Origin of the sequence: Microcoleus sp. EPA2 (assembly GCA_020882975.1) — a bacterium.
Taxonomy (GTDB): domain Bacteria; phylum Cyanobacteriota; class Cyanobacteriia; order Cyanobacteriales; family Microcoleaceae; genus Microcoleus.
The window spans coordinates 14,525-36,688 of record JAHRFD010000037.1; the positions used below are offsets into that span (position 1 = coordinate 14,525).

General features: G+C 41.0%; 16 protein-coding genes. 10 read left to right on the forward strand and 6 right to left on the reverse strand.

Going from position 1 to position 22,164, the window contains the following annotated elements; translation table 11 throughout:
- Window positions 1-171: 171 nt before the first annotated feature.
- On the forward strand, window positions 172-1,122 hold the full coding sequence (locus tag AAFP14_RS23355) for a tyrosine-type recombinase/integrase (protein ID WP_341734577.1): 951 nt from the start codon (window positions 172-174) through the stop codon (window positions 1,120-1,122).
- A 106-nt stretch (window positions 1,123-1,228) separates the two neighbouring features.
- On the opposite strand, the gene AAFP14_RS23360 is transcribed toward AAFP14_RS23355, so the two are convergent.
- From AAFP14_RS23360 to AAFP14_RS23370, 3 genes are all read right to left on the reverse strand, one after another.
- Window positions 1,229-2,788: a cytochrome P450 gene (locus tag AAFP14_RS23360; RefSeq protein ID WP_341734578.1), complete on the reverse strand. Its 1,560-nt coding sequence runs from the start codon at window positions 2,786-2,788 to the stop codon at window positions 1,229-1,231.
- A gap of 227 nt (window positions 2,789-3,015) precedes the next feature.
- Window positions 3,016-3,195, reverse strand: a complete 180-nt coding sequence (locus AAFP14_RS23365; protein ID WP_341734579.1) for a hypothetical protein — start codon at window positions 3,193-3,195, stop codon at window positions 3,016-3,018.
- A gap of 194 nt (window positions 3,196-3,389) precedes the next feature.
- Entirely contained in the window at window positions 3,390-3,641 is a 252-nt protein-coding gene (locus AAFP14_RS23370) for a hypothetical protein (RefSeq protein ID WP_341734580.1), read from the reverse strand.
- 175 nt (window positions 3,642-3,816) lie between these two features.
- On the opposite strand from AAFP14_RS23370, the gene AAFP14_RS23375 reads away from it, so the two are divergent.
- Window positions 3,817-4,899, forward strand: coding sequence for a competence protein CoiA (locus AAFP14_RS23375; RefSeq protein WP_341734581.1), 1,083 nt, complete (start codon window positions 3,817-3,819; stop codon window positions 4,897-4,899).
- Between the two features lie 302 nt (window positions 4,900-5,201).
- Here AAFP14_RS23375 and AAFP14_RS23380 read toward each other — a convergent pair whose 3' ends face one another.
- Window positions 5,202-5,390, reverse strand: a complete 189-nt coding sequence (locus AAFP14_RS23380; protein ID WP_341734582.1) for a hypothetical protein — start codon at window positions 5,388-5,390, stop codon at window positions 5,202-5,204.
- 90 nt (window positions 5,391-5,480) lie between these two features.
- Between AAFP14_RS23380 and AAFP14_RS23385 the strand changes: the two genes are divergently transcribed.
- The 7 genes from AAFP14_RS23385 (at window position 5,481) to AAFP14_RS23415 (ending at window position 17,245) form a co-directional block, all read left to right on the forward strand.
- A complete protein-coding gene (locus tag AAFP14_RS23385; protein ID WP_341734583.1) occupies window positions 5,481-7,955 on the forward strand; it encodes a sacsin N-terminal ATP-binding-like domain-containing protein in 2,475 nt (824 codons plus the stop codon).
- Window positions 7,948-13,248 (forward strand): protein NO VEIN domain-containing protein, encoded by a 5,301-nt coding sequence (locus tag AAFP14_RS23390; protein WP_341734584.1) that lies wholly within the window; start codon window positions 7,948-7,950, stop codon window positions 13,246-13,248. The genes AAFP14_RS23385 and AAFP14_RS23390 overlap by 8 nt, the downstream gene beginning before the upstream one ends.
- Window positions 13,249-13,325: 77 nt before the next feature.
- Window positions 13,326-13,682 carry a C-terminal helicase domain-containing protein gene (locus AAFP14_RS23395; protein ID WP_341734595.1) on the forward strand — a complete coding sequence of 119 codons (357 nt, stop codon included), beginning with the start codon at window positions 13,326-13,328 and terminating at the stop codon, window positions 13,680-13,682.
- Window positions 13,676-14,179: a macro domain-containing protein gene (locus AAFP14_RS23400; RefSeq protein ID WP_341734585.1), complete on the forward strand. Its 504-nt coding sequence runs from the start codon at window positions 13,676-13,678 to the stop codon at window positions 14,177-14,179. Before AAFP14_RS23395 ends, AAFP14_RS23400 begins: the two co-directional genes overlap by 7 nt.
- Window positions 14,180-14,710: 531 nt before the next feature.
- Window positions 14,711-15,322, forward strand: a complete 612-nt coding sequence (locus tag AAFP14_RS23405) for a ParA family protein (RefSeq protein WP_341734586.1) — start codon at window positions 14,711-14,713, stop codon at window positions 15,320-15,322.
- On the forward strand, window positions 15,319-15,564 hold the full coding sequence (locus AAFP14_RS23410) for a ribbon-helix-helix domain-containing protein (RefSeq protein WP_341734587.1): 246 nt from the start codon (window positions 15,319-15,321) through the stop codon (window positions 15,562-15,564). Before AAFP14_RS23405 ends, AAFP14_RS23410 begins: the two co-directional genes overlap by 4 nt.
- A gap of 1,393 nt (window positions 15,565-16,957) precedes the next feature.
- Window positions 16,958-17,245, forward strand: coding sequence for a hypothetical protein (locus AAFP14_RS23415; RefSeq protein WP_341734588.1), 288 nt, complete (start codon window positions 16,958-16,960; stop codon window positions 17,243-17,245).
- Window positions 17,246-17,341: 96 nt separating this feature from the next.
- Here AAFP14_RS23415 and AAFP14_RS23420 read toward each other — a convergent pair whose 3' ends face one another.
- On the reverse strand, window positions 17,342-18,778 hold the full coding sequence (locus AAFP14_RS23420) for a hypothetical protein (RefSeq protein ID WP_341734589.1): 1,437 nt from the start codon (window positions 18,776-18,778) through the stop codon (window positions 17,342-17,344).
- Window positions 18,779-19,456: 678 nt separating this feature from the next.
- On the opposite strand from AAFP14_RS23420, the gene AAFP14_RS23425 reads away from it, so the two are divergent.
- Window positions 19,457-19,759, forward strand: a complete 303-nt coding sequence (locus tag AAFP14_RS23425; RefSeq protein WP_341734590.1) for a hypothetical protein — start codon at window positions 19,457-19,459, stop codon at window positions 19,757-19,759.
- Window positions 19,760-21,120: 1,361 nt separating this feature from the next.
- On the opposite strand, the gene AAFP14_RS23430 is transcribed toward AAFP14_RS23425, so the two are convergent.
- Window positions 21,121-22,161, reverse strand: a complete 1,041-nt coding sequence (locus AAFP14_RS23430; protein WP_333134554.1) for a hypothetical protein — start codon at window positions 22,159-22,161, stop codon at window positions 21,121-21,123.
- Between the last annotated feature and the right edge of the window lie 3 nt (window positions 22,162-22,164).

Genomic DNA, 22,164 nt, shown 5'->3' on the forward strand with positions numbered 1-22,164 from the left:
GGGGGCAGGGCGGGCGTGTTGGGTTTGGTTCGGTTTCTCCAAGCCTCTGCCTTGGGGGAGAACCAACCTCCAGGTGCTGCTGAGGGCGACTCTTTTGAGAGGTAAATTTTGGATAAAGGCAAGTCTTCCTTAGTCTAAATTAGTATTTATAAGAAAAGTTATAAAGAGTAAATGCTCAACTTACTTGAAGAGCAACAGCCCTCAACCTTGAAGTTGCACGCACCGGTGCCGCTGGCATTGCATCCAGCAGCGGTGTACCTCGATAGTTTGGGGAGCGATCGCTCGAAGGCAACGATGGTGGCAGGGCTCGACATCATGGCGAAGCTGCTCACTAATGGGGAGTGCGGTGCGATGACTTTGAATTGGGCAGCATTGCGCTACAGGCACACGGCAGCGCTGCGCTCGGCACTGGAGAAAAAGTACGCGCCAGCATCGGTCAATCAAATGCTGTGCGCCTTGAGGCGAGTGTTGAAGGAGGCTCTGCGGTTAGATTTAATAGACTCTCAAGATTACAGTAAAGCGGTGGATGTCAAGAGTATCAAACAATCGGGAAAACCAAGGGGGCGGGCACTGTCACCGCATGAAATTGCAGCACTGATGAAAAGCTGTTCAGGTAATAGTTCCGTTGATGTCAGGGATACAGCGCTTATTGCTATTTTGCGTGGGGGTGGCATCCGTCGGGCTGAAGCAGTCAACCTGGAGAAGGCAGATTTCAACCTATCTACGGGAGCGTTGGAAATTAGAGAGGGTAAGGGCAAGAAAGACCGAACAGTTTATCTCCCAGGGCCGGCGATCGCCTTGGTAGAAAAGTGGCTCAAGTTGAGGGGAGAGGAACCGGGCCCGTTGCTTTTTCCCATCCGTAAGGGAGGAGGAATTCAATTTCGGCGGATGACGGACGATGGCGTGTTGAAGATTTTGCAGCGACGGGCTCAACTCGCTGGAGTGGATTCTTTCTCTCCTCACGATTTCAGGCGGACGTTTTGCTCAGACCTCCTCGATGCTGGAGTCGATATCGTGACAGTGCAGAAGTTGGCAGGTCACGCTTCCCCTGTGACCACAGCTAAGTACGATCGCCGGGGCGAAGAAACGAAGCGACGGGCTGTGCAGCACTTAGGATTTTGATTTTTAGGGTGGAGAGCTCATCGCAGATTTTCTTGAGCCAGCCAATTCACCCTAATCAGGCTATCTTGTACATTCTTAAAAATGGCGGTCTTTGAAAGGTTTAGGCTTAATTTCTGCCTCGAAAGCGTACTGGCATTCGATCTGACGGATAAATTAACAGGTTTTGCTGTAATTCTTCGAGAGAAGAACGACCGTTAACTAACTCCCAATCGAAGTGGCGCACCAATAATGCTAACATCATTGTTGCTTCCAGCATTGATAGATGCTCTCCTAAGCAACGATGCGACCCTGAGCCAAAGTCTATCATTGGCAGTGAACTTGTTTCCTTATTTTTGTCTAGCCAACGTTCGGGCAGAAATTCCTCTGGGTTAGCATAAACTTCGGGATCTCTTCCGGCTGCAAGCATTGACCAGGATACTCTCGTCCCACGCGGAATCACTGTACCCTCAATTAGAGTATCCCGTTGAGCCTCCAATGTCGTTGAGCCGGAGGCAACTGAATAAAGCCGCAGTGTTTCTTTGATAATGGCACGAATATAAGCTAATTCTTTGAGGTTTTCTAGGTTAATCCCACTTTGTTTTTGCCAAACTTGGTCAACGATGTCCCGTGCTTGTTGAAAAACTCTTTGATTTAAACTCAACTCTCCAAGTGCAAAGGATAAAGTATGGGCTGTGGTGTCAGTCCCAGCTATTAATAGTTCAATCGATTCTGATATTAAGGTCTCGCGGTCATATTTTGGTTCTTTAGCCGCAATTTTGACTAACATTGATTCCCTAAACAAACTACTGACTTGTGGGAAATCAGTTTGATTTTGTTCTCTCATCTGTAAAGCTAAGTCTACGCGGGGAGTAAGAAATTCGGTTAAATATCGCCTTGCTGCCCAATAATCCCGTGAATTCTGAGTTGGCAAATATTTCATCCATATTTTCTCCCCCGTAGCTTGTCGCAGGAATCGATAACCTACAATAGACATCGCTTCGTACAGGTTGCTAACTTCCAGGGGGGGGCCTGACTGACTGGTACTATTTTTATCGACAGGAATACCTAGTACCAAAGAGGAAATCACCCGCATTGTTAGTTCCACAAACAGAGGATCTACCTCCACTTCTTTTGGGGGTGCAACTTGTTTGAGCGTCTCAATGACTTGTTCGCAAGCTTGGCTAATTATTTCCAGATATTTGGAAATATTGCTCGAACTAAATTCCGGATTCCAAGCCTTGCGTCGCCACTGCCACTCCGTTCCAGTTTCTCCGAGCATAATAGAACCACTGATATCGTTCCATGCTTCGCGTAATTGCTTGGGTCTAATTAAGCTACCATCTCTCATTCCATTGATAATGGTATCTTCAATTACTTTTGGTTTACTTAAAATCACAAATGGACTCCTGCCATTCCAGATGACGTACATCGGGCCTAGCTGCTGGCTCCAATCAAAAAATAGCTGAAATAATTTCTTCTGTTTTACTGCGGCTAATATTTGTGGCAGATTTCCTAATACCCAGTATTGGGGAGGCGAAGGGAGTGATTTTAGCGATTTATAAGCCTGCTTTTCTTTCCACCATCGCCAACTCAGTATAGACGCTATGCTAGTAACGCCTAATACTATTACTAAATATGACAAGAAGGAAGAAGAACCATTAATTTGAGAAGTAATGCTTTGAAACATAAATCCGCCCAAGTCTATCAAAAGTTTTTTCTTTTCATATACTACCTTAAGATGGAGATTAAGTAAGTCACCCTAATTAACGATAAAACGTTCGCCTTAGTAGCTGTCTAATGTGGCTCTAGCATTAACTCCTTTAGTGATAATCTGGCATAATTCGTACTCGCCCTAAAATATGCGACAAGCTAATTCTTCCGGCTATTGATGCGAACTCTCATCCTCAATCTGATTTATCTGAGAATGGTAGGGCGGGAAATAGAGTATGTCCCCCTGTAGGAAAGCATGGAAAGAGAGGCGATCGCTCCTTTGACTTGATCCGGCTTCATTTCTAAGTAGCGCTGCAATTGTTCGAGGTTACTGTGACCGCTGATTTCTTGAATAATCCGCAGCGGAATTCCGGCGTTGCTCATCGCTCGTCAGGGCCGTCCTCCTAAAACTGTGGGTGGAGGCTCCCTCGATGTCGGCCCGCTCGAACGCTTTTCTCAAAATCCGATCCGCTGAATCGGGGTGCAAATGCTTCCAAGGGTGACAAGGGTGGCGGCCTGGGAATAAGTAAGTCTGACCCGCGTTGGGTTTCCAAGATGTCAGGAGACTTCGCAAATCTTCAATGACCGGAATCGTCCTGGTTTGGAGTTGGCCTTTGGTGTTGACGAAAGCGGAAGTTGATTGTAGGTCGGACTGTACCTCTGGCAGTGTAAATATCGATGACTTCTAGGGAACAAGCTTCGGCAATCCGGCAGGCGGTGTAGAGACAAACTCCAAAGAGGGCGCGGTCGGTTTGCAAACCTTCGTTGAACAAGAGTTCGATTTCCTCTTGAGTAAGGATTTTTGCCTGCCCGTGGCCTTCTATCTTCATGCTTGGTGTATACTCGACCCGACGCTCCAAAGTCTTGCATACTTACTGCATTACTGCATCCGTCGGGGGTATTTCTTAATGCGGCGGTTCAGAAGTCGGCAAGTTTTGGAAGGCGATCGCACTCCGGTTTGTTGATATGTTTGGTTAACAATACAAGCGCTGCGTTTGAGGTGAAATGATGCCACTGAGAGCATTTTTTGCAGACCGAGAGCTATTAGCCCCTCTGATGTCCGATGAAGAATGGCTGAATTTGAAAGCTCAGCGCCCAAAAGTTAGACTGTGCTGTTGTGACTCAACTGGATATTTACGCACGTCTAAACTCGGCACCAAGCATTTTGTTCACGGCAAAGATAGGATTTGTAATTGGGCACCGGAAACGTGGCAGCACCTATTAGCCAAGACTGAAATTGTTCGAGTCTGCCAGCAATTCGGCTACGACGCAAAAACAGAAGTTTCAGGCTCTGATTGGAGAGCGGATGTGTTAGCCACCAAAACTGACCGGGGACAGTTAGTTAAGCTAGCTTTTGAGGTGCAGTGGAGTCCGCAAACTTTAGAAGAAACTGCTGCAAGGCAAGCCAAATATCAGCGGGATGGCATTCGCTGCTGCTGGCTGTTGGGCAAACTTCCTACATCTCCTGATTTTAGTTGCCAAGACTTACCTATGTTTAAGTTGTGGCTGGAATCAAAGGATGCTCTAATGGTTGATGCCTCTACCACAACCCTGACGCTTTCAGAATTTATGGCAGCTCTGCTGTCAAGGCATTTTAAATTTGCTTCTCATTACCGAGTCCGTCAAATTCAGCAAGTTAAGGTAGTTTTTTTTGCTGTGATTTGTTGGAGATGCCAACAACAGCACTACCTTTATTACATCCCCAACGCTGGTTATTATTCAGAATGCGGAATAAAAATAGATGAGGGAGATTTTGGGGCTTTCGACAGCAACTTTTGGCTGTTTAGGCCTGAACTTATCCAAGCAGTCAAAAACTATTTAAAAACAGAGGCAGGTCAAACAATCCGCATGGGAGAGATTAAGAAACGGTACAGTAAAACAGTCAGGCGTTCTTATATGTCGTTTGGCTGCAAAAAATGCGATGCCATTTGGGGCGACCATTTCTATTTTGAGGCTATGTCCGAAGCTTGGTATGGTTATATTCCTACCATCGAACATGAGCTGCAAATAAGCTTAAATCCTCCCCTTAATTTGAATTCACGACCTCATTGGTGCTATTCACCCACAGGTAGCTTTTGCGACGGTTGAAGGAGGAATAGTATTAACCACAGGTTAGAGGGCTCGCCGAGCAGCAGAGCCAAACCGTCGGTAACACGCTGTGAGCGCCAACTTCCACAGCAGAGCGTACTGTGATACAGACGTGAGTGACAATCACGCGGGAGTTAGGGAAGAGGCGTGAACCCACAAGGGGTATAGTCGAGATACGCGCAAAATAGGACACGACGTAAAGTTTTGTAAATATAAGACAAAATGACTTGAAGTAGCAAAGCCTGAAATGTTTAGCAGTAAAAGATTTCCGCTGTTTTGGTCGGTACGAAGACAGAGTATAACTAATACTCTGCCTTCTCAAACTTGATTGAATAGTCAGCTAATTTAGGATGCTTTTGTGCTTGCAAGCTTCCTCGAAAGCTACGTAGGGACTTATTTGTTACGTTTCTTAATGTCACGTCCTCGGAATGCAGGTATCTCGGCTTTACCCCTAGTTCGGCAAAATCTTCGAGAATTTCTGTTTCCGTCATGCCACGGGCGAGATATTCTAAGATGTCGTATAATGGTTTTCATTGATCGCAAGAACTGAGAATTTAGAACATAAGTAAAAGAAACTATATATGGCTGAACATCATCCACTAGGTGACATAGAATATCTTCGAGAGAATTTGCTAAAAAATTATAAATCAGGATTCCCTGTTCTCAAAGAGCTTGTTCAAAATGCTGAAGATGCAGGTTCGACCCACTTTGATTTTGGTTGGATCGAAGGGATATCAAATGCAAAGCATCCTTTATTACGCACACCAGCTTTATTTATAGTAGATGATGGTACATTTACCAACGAAAATGCTCGTTCGATTCGCTACATAATTGGGGGAAGTAATAAGCCCAAAGAGCAAGATGCTATTGGAAAGTTTGGACTCGGACTAAAAAGTGTATTTCATTTATGTGAGGCATTTTTTTACATCGGTTCTGAGATTCAAAACCCACAATACAAACGCGCTGACATTTTTAATCCTTGGGAAGATAGAGATGGAGATTCGTACCACCCTGAATGGGGCAAATTCGAGCCAGAGGATTGCAAGAAAGTAAAAGATGCTCTTAGCAAAATTATTGAACAACCAGAGTATCAATCCCAATGGTTTATTCTATGGATACCTCTAAGACAAATCAGCCATCAAACCCATGAAACAGAAGAAGAAGGTATCCAACTAGGATGTATTAAAAATGGTAAAGCAGATTTTTTCAATAAAGAGATTCCCAGTTTTTTGTCAGAGGAAGCAACTAAGTTAGAATTTACTCTTCTTCTCCCCTTACTGCATTCATTGAAAACTATTCGTTACTGGGAAAATGATTTGGATTGTGGTCAAGAAAAATATTTGATCACTATTAATTCTGGAGAGCGCCGCCATGCCGCTTTATCAAAACTGAAGCCTTCTGAAGCTCACGCTTTAAAAGGAATAGTAAAACTTATCTCAACGTCTTCTTCTATTGATTTTGAATTTAGTGGTCAAGAGATTATTCATGAAAATTCTACTTTTACCGATATTCGCAAGCGTGGCAATTTTCCCACAAAATTCAAGAATATCAAACCACACACGGCTGTAATTTTTGGTCGCTGGCCATCGCAATCTGCAAATTTAATGATACGCACAGCCGTATTTTTACCAATAGCAAGCAGTTCGAGCAATATATCGTCACAGAAAAGCTTTTGCTTAACACTGCATGGATATTTCTTTGTTGACTTTGCTCGAACAGGAATTCTGGGCTGGAATAATGAACGGCATATAATCGCTAGTCAGCGTGTTGAGGGTGACGATGATGATACTGTCTTAAAAAAAGATTGGAACTTTGATCTATATAAATCTTTGCTGGGTACCATTTTAGATGCTCTAAAAGATTTTTCCCAGGGCTTAACTAATGATGAGATTGAGATATTTTGTAAAGCTTTACACGCAAAACCCTTATTTAGGGAAAACATTAAAGAAATCTGTGAAAAGAAACAATGGATTTATCGAATTAATCCCAAAGAAGATCGAATTAATCCCAAAGAAGAACGCTGGCAATTAATTTCTTCAGGGGAATTTAATCTACGGATACTCCCTAAAATCCCACCAAACTGGGAATCTTTCCCAGAACTTAAGAATCGCGCCGAGCAATACTACTTAACTATCAAAGGAAAACCGAACTTACTTGCAGAAAAAAATACTCCCACATGGAAACCAGACGAAATATGCGCTATTATAGATTCACTCGAACCCACCAAAATTTTCTCAGATATTGATAATCTTAGCTTCCTCGAAGCTTTTTTAAGTCAGTGTCAGCAGGAAACTAAGGTTATCAATGATGAAAAAGTGCAGGTAAGCTTAAGAAAACTTCTTCATAAAGCTTTTGCAGAACTTGGTATAGCACAACTACAAAAGGATAAAGATAAAATTCTTCCCTGTGTAAAGAAATTAGTAGAACTTGTGTTACCGAAAAATCGTTACGCGATCGCCAAATTCGATGCAAACGAGCAAACCGCCGTGCATAGTGTTCTTGACAAGCTGTATGCACTCAACCTCGATGTGTTGCTTATCTATAAAACTTTTGAGCCTGCATCACAATCTAGTCAAGCAATACTGAACTCTCAGCAAGCAGTTGAGGTACTTACTTGTCTTAGTGATATCTTGAAAGAAGATAAGTCTATATACCTAGCAATTTGTAACCTGATTAAACAAATTCTTAGCAAGTTTGATTCTCCTTTAATTATTATTGGTGAACTAGCTGATAAAATCTTATTTTACGGCTATAAATATCGCGAGAAAAAGACTTACCTTTGGAGTTATGCTAAACTATGCGAAAGTCGCTCCAAAAACCTTCTTTTCACAGGTAAATACAATACCATAGCGGCTGCCCTAAATGAAGCCATTCCTGATTATGACTTCATATTCATTGAGGAGGATCTCGCAAGCATACTTAACAAAATTCCAAGTATGAAAGGTATTTCTTCACTCACACTTGATAGCTGTAAAAACCTGCTTGACAAAAAACCAAATTTGGCTATTCCTGAACAACGCATAAATCTATTGAAGGAGTTAATTCGTCATGTCTAAAGAATTACGTTACTTGCTGCATGGAAATAAGGAAAAATATGATGATGTACAAACACCCTTATACATCATCCCTCAAGAAAGTACGCTATGGCAAAAGATTGGGTTACAAGTTCTCACCAGTCGGAAAGAAGATTGGCGATTAATTAATTCAGTATTTATTGATTCCCTTCCTACTCCTACAGCTAATTTGAAAAGATTGGGAATTGAAAAACTTCTAGCTGAACAAGTTGTTGATTTAATTCGCCAAAACCCAGAGTCCGTCGATGGAAGTTTGCTGAACAAATCTGAGAGATATGAACTTCTCGCTTACATCAGCCAGAAACCTAGTAATCAAGATCTATGGAAGTCATTACGATTACATGAAAACGCTAATAATCCTAATCGCTTAGAAAGCATCGAAGTTGATCGTGTCTATTTAGAAAATTCTGACTTTTCTTTAGATGAACGACTAAAAAACTACATCGTTTTAATTCGACAAAATACAGAAATTCAGCAACACTGGATTCCGTCATGGACTCCTGATGCAGCGATCGCAAAAGTTCTTAGCCTACCGAATCCTCATCAATACTATGGCATCATTCTCGATGCACTGCAAAGGATGACTGATGAAACAAAAGAATCGCACAAAGAGTCTTTAAAAAGTTCTGGGTGGCTTCCTCCAAATGGATATTGTCCACAAGATATACTCAAACTCCCAAAAAATTTGGAGCAATATGCAAAAGAGATTGCTAGTTTAGATAAGAGTAAACATCCTCAACAGGTTCTACATGAATCAGTCAGAAAGAGTAAAGTAGAGCATTGGATTAAGAGCTTATTTACAGTTTGGAATGCAGAAATAGTAATTAAGAAAATATTAACTCATAATCAGAAAAATATTGAACATTGGCAAAGTTTTTGTCCAGTTATCCTTGATGCGCTATCTACAAATATTTCAGATGAATTAAAAACAATTCTTACGAGAGAAATCTGGTTATTTTTAGGCGGTCGTACTGTCTGTCTATCTCAAATTATTGAAACTCCTCGAAATAAACTCCAGAAACACCTATCAACACTGGTTCGTTTGAGTGCTGGTGAGTATGCCGAAATGAGCCAACTGCCTAAAGAAATTACGAACCATAAGAATTTTCCAATTCTCAATAAGTTTTTTTCACAATGGAAAGAGAATGATGTTCTTGAGTTTATTCTAGCTCAAAACGAACCACACAAGTATTTTGAAATTATTCTGGATGCTCTCAGCAGTCTTTTACCGCAGTCTACTCCTAATAATGTAAACACTCAAAAACTTAGCACGCTGGCTTGGTTGGTAGATAAACAGGGGAATGCTATCGATCCTAAGAGCATGATTCTGCACTACCCATCTCTAAATGAGCAGATTGAGGACTTACTCTCTTTAGTTCCTGATTGTTATATATCATCTTCCCAATTAGCGAAGGAGTTTCGCGATCATAATGACTGTTCTCAGTGGCTTACTAAGAAACTATTCATCACAGAAGATGAAGCATTAATTAAAATTGGTAAACTTCTGAAGCAAGCGCCAAAATATCAGATTGGAGAGTTTTCTGTTGAAGAATTTCCCTTAGATAAATGCTTAGAAGCTTTCAAGCAGTTTGATGTTAGCTTCCTGCCTGCCTGGAACTTTGCCAACAATCTATCAAAAGAGAAATTCAAAACGTATCTGTTGCCAAACCTATTAGATAAAATGGACGTGGCAAAGCTCCGCGAGCTTCTAATATCGCTTTCTAGTCCCGCTTCTCAAGTCGATGCTGCTAATGTGGAAATTTTCAATACTTATCTTGGATTAGCTATTAATTACGAAACATTCAGCACAGATATTTTACCCCACATCCATCTCCTTAATCGTAAAGGTCAGTGGAAAAGTCCTAAGAAGTTAACAAAAGAAGGCAACAATATTGATGATAATTATGTGCTTGATGAAGAGCAATTAAATATTATACATTCATTCTTGAAATCAGAGACTCAAGGCAATCATGATTTACCAGAATCAGATGAAGCTTCAGAAGACGAAAATAGCATCTTGATAAATTACTTTAAAAAATGGGAGGATCACTGTCAATTAGAACCCATTGGAGCGTTTCTGAGTCTTTTCAAGAGTTCTGACAATAAGATTAAGGAACAGGCGAAATATTATCTAGGCAGACGTAATATAGAACATTTGCAAGCACGCTTGCTGAAAAATACAGAAAAACCCATTCGAGTTTTTCAAGTGCATATTGGTCAAGCTGAAAAACGGACGTGCAAGGTGACTTCAATACTGGGATGTACTTTTGAAGCTGAACTTGCTAATCTACCTAATCCGCCTCATTTTTTCGTCAATGAAGGTGAATTAGCTAGCAATCCAAGACGGCTAGAACTGTTGGATATACAACCAAAAAAAATTGCTCGTCCTGAGTTAGTGAGAATTCTTAAAGACTCAACTAGAGTTCTTCTTAAAAAAGTTTATGGAGTCGAACCAAATATAGAAGCGATTTGGGAGGATTTGCTAAATTCCGATCAGCTTGATATCCGAGTAGCTGAGAACTATTTGATAGATAGTGCAGAAAATATTCTGAGAACGCTTGGTATAAAAGATGATCGTAGTATTCCAACACGTTTAATCTTGGCACAGTTAAAAGATCTGGACGACTTACGCCATCAAAAAGCTCAGTATAAGGAACAAGGTCTTGAGAGAGAACAACAAGATACGGAAAAAGCTTTTCAAGAGAAACTATCAAAATTATGGAATCTGCTGAAGGAGAATGAAGACGTAAAAAATATCTTACTAAACTTTGTACGAACAAAGATCGTCCAGCTTGGCTATCGTCTACAGAGTATCCCCTTTGAGCTTTTTCAAAATGCTGATGATGCTGTGGTTGAGTGGCAAGAAATGTCATTACCTAAAGAAGTTGAGAATGAAAGAAAAGAATTTGTGGTGGTAATGAGCGATCGCCAGCTTTTATTTATTCATACGGGTAGACCAATTGGTTGCTTCCAACATCCCGATCATCCACAGGATAGAAACAAGTATCGCAATAAGGGGTATGATCGAGACCTTGAAAAGATGCTGATATTTAACAACTCTGACAAGGGAGCTGACGTAACAGGGACGTTTGGCTTAGGATTCAAAAGTGTTTATCTCTCATGTAAACAACCTCGCATTTTAAGCAACCGTTTATGTTTTGCTGTCGAGGGGGGACTAATTCCATCACGGCTCTCTCCTGAAGAAACTAAAGGCTTGCAAGAAAAATTAGACTTATATAAGATGCCTTCAAATGCAACGATTGTTGAATTAGAATTAGATGAAGATATTCAGCCGCAAGACATTATCCGGGAGTTTCAAGAACGAGCAGGTATTTTAACTGTTTTTTCACGGGCTATTACAAAATATCGTTTTATTAACGATACTCAAGATAATGACTCAAAATCATTTACATGGGAAAGACAAAATTTCCTGGGTATTCAAGGTGTCGAAATAAATAGAATTACGATCAACGGTGAATACTCGCTACGACTGTGCCTGCGAACAGAATCGGGATCTGCTCTGCTATTAGATATGACCGAGAGAGACGGTAGGCTTAGTTGCACTACTCCTGATGCACCGACTTTTTGGGTAACAGCACCAACACAAGAAAAACTTTCCGTTGGTTTTATACTGAATGCAGCCTTTAAGGTGACTACAGGAAGGACAAAGTTAGATTCAACAGAACAAAACAAAGAACTCGCTAATAATATTGGCATTGCGCTCGGTCAACTCCTAAAGAAATTATGTGAAGCCAACTGGGAAGATGTAAAAGTTGCTCTAGGTTTTTCTAGCGTAGATAGTTACAGCTTTTGGGAATTTCTTTGGAAAGAACTAGCCGTTAATTGGCAAAAACTCGGTACTAATGAGCAGCGTGACCTGATTAGCGGTATTTTAGGCGGCGATCGCGGCATGGGATATCTCATCACCCACAGTGAAGCCCTACCAAACGGATTATATGGTCAGTATCGCAAACTGATTCGTATCAATAGTAATACTAAATACTTCAAAGTAACAGGTAAACTCGCTGAGTCTTCTTGCTTCTGTGAAGTTGCTAGTTGGTCAAGCTTCTATAAAAGTAGTGATCCACGTTCTCTGATTGTTGATACTCAATGGGAAGAAGCCACAAAACTTTTAGACAAATCATTGTTTGATAAGCTCACCATTAACATTGACGATATACAACTGCTCAAGGCACTGAAAACCGAAGTTGGAGTCATTGAAGCAAAAGTAACGCCTGAAAAGGCAAGACAAGTAGGCAAGCTTATCTCAAAATCTTTTCTGAATAGCTTTAACAACTCTTCCGAGTGTGATAGCCTGAAAAATTTCCTGCCTCAGATTAAATTTCAATCAAAAGCTGGCAACTATCTACCCTCTGAACAATTGCTTTCAGCTACATCTGACCAAGCCGAAGAGAAACTGTTAGTTGGTTTTGCACCCGATGATCGCTTACTGCACGTTGACTATACCGACACTGCCATCGATTTCTTCTATGCTTGTCGCTTGCAAAGAAAAAGTATTTCTGTAGAAGATCTTCAAGAATGGGTATTACGGGCAGAAACGACGGAGAAACGGCAGGCAATACACGGCTATTTATCAAAAGGCGAACATCGAGAGCAACTAGCAAAACTTCTTCACGAAAATCCTCAAGACTCTTGGATAAAAAAAGATCAGAGCATAAATGGACTTATAGACCGAATGATGGCAGTTATAACTGAGAGAGAAAAAAAATATCAGCGAGAACCAACAGATAGTATTGTCCAGAACAATCAACAAGGTCTTGGAGACAACCCAGAAGAATGGGGTAAATTTGGTGAAGATGCAGCAAAGCCATTTTACGAAAAACTTGGTTATCGTGTTACCAAACAGCCAGATAAAGATGGTTATGATTTTAAATGTGTCAAAGCAGACAGTAAGTTATTTGTAGAAGTAAAAACAATTAATCCTACATATAACGATATGGTTCGGATTACAAAGAATGAGTGGAGAGCAATGTGTGAAATTCCAAATTCAGACTATGAATATGAATTATTCATAGTCTGCCATATGGGGACCAAAATCACGAAGATGATTCGGATTAAGTCTGCATGGGAAACATTAAAGGAAGTGTTTTCAAAGCTTGATCAGCAAGCCCTCACTAATTTTGAGTATCCAGAACAAGAAGTTTTAATTGCGCTACAACGTAATTCAAATGGTTTAGCTAATGACATATTGTTTAACTGGAAAAGGCTGGTGAAAACTGGCTTGAGTAAGAATATAGAAGAAGTTTCTTCATAAAAGCTTTTTAAATTCCAAGGGGTAATTTTGGGGCTCAATCACCCAAACTAAGATTTTTTAAGCTCTGTGACTCCTAGATTCAATTTCTAGGCTTTTTCAGCAGACCCTATCTATGTGGCAATCGCTTTCTTGTTTCTACAGAAGCTGGTGGTGAAGGGATTGATTTACAAGATAATTGTTACTCGCTTATTCATGTTGATCTACCTTGTAATCCTATGCGTTTACATCAGCGTGTTGGACGTTTAAATCGCTATGGGCAGAAGCATCCTGTGGAAGTAATTACGCTGCGTAATCCCGATACTGTTGAAACCCGTATTTGGGATAAGCTTAACGAGAAAATTGAAAATATTATGCAATCTTTAGAGCAAGTAATGTCTGAGCCAGAAGATTTGTTGCAACTTGTATTTCGACAGGCGATCGCTCTTGGGTGCTGAATTTCCCGACGAAAAACCATTGGAAAAAACCTTCAGATGCAAAGTTTCTTGAGCTAGGCTTACAGAAGTTCGTCAATACTTACAAAGAAAAAGGGATTACCTCGATCGCTTTTCCTCTACTCGGTACTCAGAATGGGGGAATCCCTACAGATGAATCTTTAGCGATCATGCAGAAATATTTAAGCCATTGCGACATCCCTGTTGAGATTTACCACTTTGACCCTGACGCGCCTGATGATCTGTTTACCGACTTAAAGACAGAATTTCTAAGGCTATCTGAGAGTGAACTGATAGAGGTGACGGGTTTGGGTAAGGCTTATATCAAACGAGTGCGGGAAGTAATAGAGGGTGATCGTACATACAGTCTCGCCGCATTGCTAGCAACGGAGGGAATCGGGCTAAAAACCGTAGAAAAAACGTTATGCTTGCTAAGAGATCGGGGTGAAATGAGCAGTCGAACAGAAACTTACGCTAAGGAAATGATTGTGCCGTTTTGAATATTGCGATGGCCTCTTATAAACCTTGTACAGTGCCTAATTAAATGACATCGAGACAATTTTGTGTCGCTGAGCAAAACTTTCCCTCTTGCAGGATTACAAAAAAAGTTTGCTCAGCGATCTACCATTTGACCATCAGCATTGCTTTCGCTAGATTGAGCCAAAAAAGCAAGCCTGATTTAGCTTTGCCTCTTTAACGGCACTAATATGTCTCCACGTCAAATAAAAAGTCACTGTACACAAGGCAACTAAACATCAGATTCAAGATGCCGATCGTCCAATGGAACTTGAATGTTCGCATTTGCGCGTTGCCGTTGATCGCTGCTGGTGTAACAACCGATGCACGCGCCGCTTCATTCCCAGTCAAAGAGTGCCTGGAGACGAACGTAATGGAGATTTAAGGAGAGAGGAGGCGATTGCTCTGGCTAAGCTCCTGAGCGTAAAGAATATGGATGGCTTTGTCTAGAAACCCAATCATCTAAACATTCAATCATCTAGACATTCAGATGTTTAGACTGTAAAATTTAGGTGATGAACTCAACACGCTTACCTATGATTGTGACAGTCGCCTCATTCAAGGGCGGAGTCGGGAAGACCACCACAGCGCTGCACTTAGCGGCTTACTTGCAGACCAAAGCACCTGCATTGTTGGTAGATGGCGACCTCAACCGCAGTGCCTTAGATTGGGCTGCTCGTGGTTCCCTCCCGTTCAAAGTGGTTGATGAAAAGCAAGGCGTGCGATATGCCAGGGATTACGAACACATCGTCATCGACACGCCGGCACGACCAACTCCACAAGACCTGAAAACTCTAGCTGAAGGGTGCGATTTACTGATATTGCCCAGCTCTCCCGATGCTATGGCTCTGAGCGCTATGCTGCAAATGGTGGAAGCTCTCTATTCTCTGCAATCCAATTACCGCATTTTGCTTACGGTCATCCCGCCCGCTCCGAGTAAAGTCGGGGCTGAATCTAGGGCAACAATCGAAAAAGCAGGATTGCCCATTTTCAAGTCTGATATAAGGAGGCTGGCGGTATTTCAAAAAGCTGCCCTCGCCGGGGTGCCTGTAAGCGCTATCAAAGACCCTTACGCCAAAGCTGCTTGGGGGTGCTACGCCGCTGTTGGCAAGGAGATACTGCCGTGAGCCGCTTTGATGATTTACTGAAGGCCAAGAAACTCAAGCCCGGCGAACCCGACCTTTCTCCCAGCACCGCGCTGTCCAAAAGCAAAGACCCCAACTTCGTCCGCACTACGGTTTATTTACCCAAACAACTGCACCGCCAACTTAAATCCGCAGCAGCACAGTCGGGTCAGGAAATGAGCGAGCTGGTGGAAAAGTCGGTGGCTCAATACCTCCAGCAGTTCGATCCCGACGGTGACATCTAAACATTTGGATGTTTGAATGTTTAAGCATTTAAGTTAAGCGTGCCCCCCCCTCTAAAAACAAGAAACTGTCTCGCCTTGCGATTCCCGATTCCTTTTTGAGTCGCCCGCACGAACGGTTTACCTGTTGGGGATTACGGTGCTCGATCGCGACAACTATCTGTAGGAGACCGCAATCATAATCACTCCAGACCGCAATCAGGATTTTTTCGAGACCAGAATAATTGCAACTGAAGCCAAACTTCAGACCAGATTAAATGCAACTGAGACCAGATTAAATGCAACCAGACCGCAATCATGCAAACGAGACCAGAATAATTGCAACCAACCAGAAGGAACGCCGCGCGCCTCAAAGCTGAGGCTCCTTAATAATTACCTCATCCACCCTTGAAAAATCAAACGTCGTATCGGCTCGATCGAACTTTCCCCCAAAAAACTGTCGCAAAAACGACCGTTTTTGCAACATCCGCTCCAACCAACCAGATACTGGCTTCCCGCCACCAAAAACTGTTGCAAAACTTATCCCAAAATCTGTGTCTCAAAAACGTAGACCAATAGTTAGTTATCTAACACTCCCTTACACTTTGCCCTCACAACAGATGTACGAGTATATGCTAGCTGCGGGACTGCCACTCTGATGATACTTATGAGTCAAGCTCGGCTGTGTTGATGGCTGAATTGTTTTCTAGATAAAGGTTTTAGCTTGACTGGGTTTCAGTGTTTGAGGTCAGGGGGGTGGCGTTGCATTTAATGTGGTCTCGGTTGGATGATTGCGGTCTGGTTGCATTTAATCTGGTCTGTGTTTCATTTAATCTGGTCTGAAATTTGGCTTCAGTTGCATTTAATTTGGTCTTAAAAAAACTCTGATTGCGGTCTGGAGTGATTATGATTGCGGTCTCCTACAACTATCTCTGTTTTCAGTCGAGCGCTCGAAAAGTTCGACCCCAATGGAAAAGCCCAAGGATTAGATGCTTGAATGTTCAAACATTTGAATGTTTGAAGTTCTAGATAGCTCAACGTACAGAATCCCGTATTGTTGGGCGGTTGCTGCATTCATTCGGTTTAGTGTTGGGCTGCTGGTAAGCTTGGCATTGACATGAGAATGGGAGCGACTGACAGTGAGGAAATTGTGGCAACTCTTGGCGATCGCCAAGAGAGTTGGTAGGGATGATTAGCGACTGCAATCTAACTGCGCCCTCACCGCCGTCTCAGCTTCCTCAAATTGGTCTTGAGAAACCAAAAGGGTGCAGCAACCCAAACCAAGCACCAGAGAACCAATCAGCGAGCGCCATTAATAACTGTGTGTATAAAGACCTAACAACCCCAACTGCTACAGCTTCATTAGATAAGTGAACTTGCACCCCTTCGGAATCTTGATAGTGAGTTCTCGAACAAAATGCGATTCCTTGTCCAGTGCGATTCTGTACTTGTCCTCTTTGGAGCCAGAACTGGCAGCGATGATTTTACCTGTTTGTCCGTGATGAGTATTGCCAACTTCAGCGATAACTACTCTGTCACCCTCGGCAAACTGTTTATGGTTTGTGCCGATCACGGGAGTTGGGGGGGGTTGGTTCCTGTGGATTGTCACTATCGGCGATGTCGGGTGTCAAGTTCTTGGGAAGTGTTGCGGTCAAAGCAAAATTTTGCTTTAGCTCGGAAAATTCCGCTTTCTCCACAAGTATAGAAAAATTTTAAAAAATTACCCCAAAGATAGGTCATTCCTTCCCTAAAATTGCCTGTACAACCCTCCGCTAAATTTGAGTTGTTAGAGTGCCCAATATTAAGGTGGCGAAATATGATAATTTATTGCATATTCTTTCAACTTTTCCAAAATATAAATTGATATTTTATTCTCATTTGTCTCCGCTTCTGATTTATGGTGAAATTCTATAAAACATGGAAGATAATTTATTTCGGTAACAACATCTACTAAAAGTCCTTTTTCAGATGATTCATATTTAGTATTTACAAAACCGCCTTCAGCTTTTTCGATTAATCCCATTATCGCCATATTAATTTCCTTGTGCTTTTCCTTTGATTTCTCCTGAATTTTGTAGTAGGAACTAACCGTCTCATTCTTAGCGGGTTTCCCATAAATATTTCTATCTGCTCCCTCTCCAATAGAGTATTTATATAGTTCTGTTGACTTTATGGTAGTTTGCGCGTTTCCTAAATTCTTTGTGACACCAACAATCAAACTGCTAAGTTCTTCAGATCCAAAATTGTGAACAGCATGAACTACAGCACTACCTGATAAAGAAACTAATTGAGCATTAAAAAGAGAAATTACATAGGATAAACTTGTTTTTGACTGGGTATTGCGCGTATGCCACCATTCAACAACATTGGATTTTGTGGTATACATAAGCAAACGTGAAGCTTCAAGATAAAAACTATCTGCACGCCTAACGCTTCTGCAAGTTTCTCTAATTTCTGCTTTACCTGAACTTAAAGCAAATATAACTTGGGGAGGCTCAAAACCAATTTCCTCAATATTGAATCGTTGAGCGATTGCAGCTTGAACTTTGTCCAGATATTCACCTATATTGCTTGAGTTTTTAGTAACGTTTTCTATTTCATCCCAACTGAGCGCAGCATCTTCTAGCTGCCAGTTCGCTATTTTCAATATTCCTTCTAAAACAGAAGTAAACTGAGTAGATAATAACCCTCTCATTCTGTATATAGGATTATTGCCAAAAGGGCTATTACCTCCTACAGAGCGGAGTATTGAAACTATTCTCTCAGCAAACAAAAAATCATTAACAGGCCAGAGAACAAAAATATCTTGCCTGGTTCTTAAAAGTTTATTTAATTGAACTAAAAAATTTCGATATTCCTCATCTGTATAAATAAATGATTCATGACCATCTAAATTAAAAACTTTGAGTTTTTCGGTTACATCACTATTGCGAATAGAAGTTAATATTGTATCTAAAGGATCTCCACCATCGTCTGTTACTCTTATTACTGATTCCACTAAATTAGGTAAAAATCGATCTAATGATTGAATAAAAGTAGTCTTTCCTGCACCACTCTCAGTCTCACTATAAATAAATTGCAACTTACCTTGGTAAGCACTTTTAATTTGGTTGATCAATCGAACTATTTCTTGTAAATCTTCTGTTTGCTTGACAAAAGTATTCTTAGCTCCCTCACCAAATAATCCTATCAGAGGTTCATATCTGCTTGGAAGAGATTTAATACTAGTTTGAGTCATTTTTCTAATGTTTATCAGCAATAAATAGATTTATTATAGCATTCTAGATGATTCACAACAGCTCCAACAATCTACGTATCAAGACTGATTTTAGAATGTCTGTGCCTTGGTAATGGTATGTTACCGCTTATAGTAATGGTAGGCAACCACTTTAGGCAACCACTTTAGGCAACCTAGTTAAGTTACCTAACACATTATGTAACCGCTTATAGAAATGGTATGTAACCCCTCAGCATAATAAATAGTAAAAATTAGTGCTACACATAACTTTTGAGCGTAATAGTAAAACCTAGAACTGGTAAAGCTTTTAGGCTTTATGTCATTTTTTAATCTGTAGCCGTTGTTTAAGATTAAAATTTAATCGCTTTTTGTCTACAGTTTGTCTACAGCTTGTCTACAGTTTGTCTACAGCTTGTCTACAGTTTGTCTACAGTTTGTCTACAGTTTGTCTACGGTTGTCTACAGCTTGTCTACAGCTTGTCTAGTAGTTGTCTATACCTACCCACTTAATAGTGCTTTGCCGTTTATGGAAATGGTATGCAACTGCTTTATGCACCCCTGTTAAGTTACCTAAAATAATATGTAACCGCTTATGGGAACGGTATGTAACCCTTTGTCTAGTTACCTACCCTGTTATTCAACCGCTTATATTAAGCTATAGCACTGAAGGAATCCACTATGACCATGAAAGTTTTTTTACATACACGAAGATCAAAAAACACGGAAGGAGTCAACCAATATGCTGAATTTGCACGTATCCCAGTAGTTGGAGAGTACATCTCCCTACCCTCCAGTGACGAGTATTGGTATAAAGTTGTACTTGTTCTCCATATACCCTTAACCGACGAAAGAAAAGAATTCCCCCCCGACCACAACGTTGAGGTATACGCCATAGGAGCGGATCATCTCAAGGCTCAAAAAGAATCAGGATATTTCCCAAAACCCCCAATAGCTTTTGATACTCTTGAGGGACTGAATTAAAAATTGGAAAGGACAAAGCTTGCTAGGTATCGGATTCGAGCCTAGCGAGTCTGGCTACTTTCCAAACTGCAGGGCCAGAGATAAAAGTTACATTCCGTTACAATCCCAAAGCAAGTTCGATTTTCCTTACTTCCTTCTCTGACCAGGGGAGCTCTCCTTGAATTTTGACCTCAAGTTGGCAAGTTGCAGTTCATTTTTTGAGATTTTACGTCAAAAAAGGCGATCGCCTCAGTGTGCAGAGTAAGGGGTGCAGGTTGCAGAGTGAGGTTAGGTATCTCAAAAAGGCTTTATAAATGCCTAACACACCACACCCGAAGGCTAGGTCAGGATAGAGCCATATCCTGACCCTGGGCTTGGAACTCGTACAGCTTCCGTGAGTCTGCTTTGTTACTCATTACCGTTTCAATAAATGGCTAACATCTACATCTAGCCATTTCGATAAATGGCTATCAGGTGCTTTGACCAAGCTTTGAGGACTGAATTAAACGCACCTCAATCAAACTTTAAGGGTTACACGAATCAAGCGAGGTGCGTCGATATTGGCTAGATTAGCCTCTTTTTCAAACTAAAATTTTCCACTGTTTCAGTCATCCCCGGATCTCAGTAGATCCAGCCACTGCTGGATTTCATTAGAGTTTGAAATAACAATTACCCTACCAGAATAAGTCTCTATCCTTAACCTGCCGTTCCTAAGTTCCCAAGTTTTTATTGAATCGAGATCAAGGTCTGAATCATTAATATTAGTCATTTAATGCTCCTCAAGGTCGAATATCTTGCTTTTCCATTTTAGATTAAGCTCTTGTGCATTTAATTTGACAGCCAATTTTTTCATATACTGACCCTGAATTTAAAAGTGCTATGGCTAGGCGGGACAGACAATAGAGGCAATGGGAGGGATAGTAGAGAGTAGGGCGCAATGTAAAACAGTTGGCAAAATGAGTAAGACAAACGTAAGACATCCTAACCCGACATGGCAAAGTTAACTATAACTGTTATAGCTTTCACCAGTATGTTGCACAAGGCTAAACGTCTAAAACACAAGCCAGTCAAGAGTTAGGGGCTTTTGGGTTTGGTTCTAATTGTCGGGTGATTCTGGGGTATAGCCGAGATACGCGCAAAATAGGACAAGACGTAAAGTTTTGTAAATACAAGACAAAATGACTGGAAGTAGCAAAGCCTGAAATGTTTAGCAGTAAAAGATTTCCGTTTTTTGGGTTTGTACGAGGGCAGAGTATTACTACTACTCTGCTCTAGCTGACTGAGTGTTGGCAGCTTCTGTAGGCGGAAGGGACATTGAAAAGCGGGCATTGTTACAAAACTTTACGTCGTGTCCTCGGAAAGCCCGTATCTCGGCTATACCCCTATCTAGTCCAAACTGTCGGGGAGATAATTTTAGCTGATAGATCATCTAAATAGAAATCGTAAACAGGTTCTCCTGATAATTCACAGCAAAGAGGTTCAATAATTTTAGTGAACGGATTCCAAACTATTGTTACAGTCCGTTTCGTTTTCTTTCTTTGCAACTCACATTGAATATGTACTGTAGGTAGATGGATAATCATTGCACTGTGCAACCAAGCTTCTACACTCATTGCATAACGCTCTTGGATATCTAACAATTTTCGATCTAGCTCTCTATTAGTAGCTTCAATTCGAGCTAATTCTTTGTCTAATTCATCACCAATCAAATTTTTTAACTCAATCTTGTGGCGAATCCCAGAGCTAATCGTGTTGTAATAATCCTTGAGTCTTTCTTCATCCCTAGCTCTTGCTCTTGTTAATTTAGCCTGCCAATTATCTAAAGATTTTCCAATCAATATTCCACTTTGATGTTCGATTAACTTCAACAACTCATCAAAAGGAATAGAAAATGGTGTTTCTTGATTATCCACATCCATTCTGTCAGACTCCCAAAATAAAGCATCCCCAATTTGTACTGGTGTTACTCCTGTTATTTCATTGATAATAAACGAAACTAGACCAATCCTTTTTTCTTCGGCATTCGCTGTGTAAGCCACATTACATAAAATGTAGCGAGTGGTTGATGGTTTAGCATCTACAAAACGAATTAACCCATTTTGAGGTTTGAATCTCTCTGGTATGCTTTTGTCAAATCCCGTAGCTTTTAGATAGCCATCAAATTTTACACCCAAGGCACTAATCTGCCCTTTAACAGCTAATAGTTCAGATAATTTATTTAATACTTCTGAATGATAAGTAACAAAAACACTTTGAGGTACATCAGTGATAGTTGTAAAAGTTACTTCTTCTGGTAGAGAAAGTAACGAGGCTATGTTTTCATTTAACAGCGCATTTAAAACGTGTTCCCCAGCCGGTTCAGCTATTCCGTCATGGAGAGCTACAATTTTTTCTAAAGTAGTAATTATTGGGTCTGATAACATATT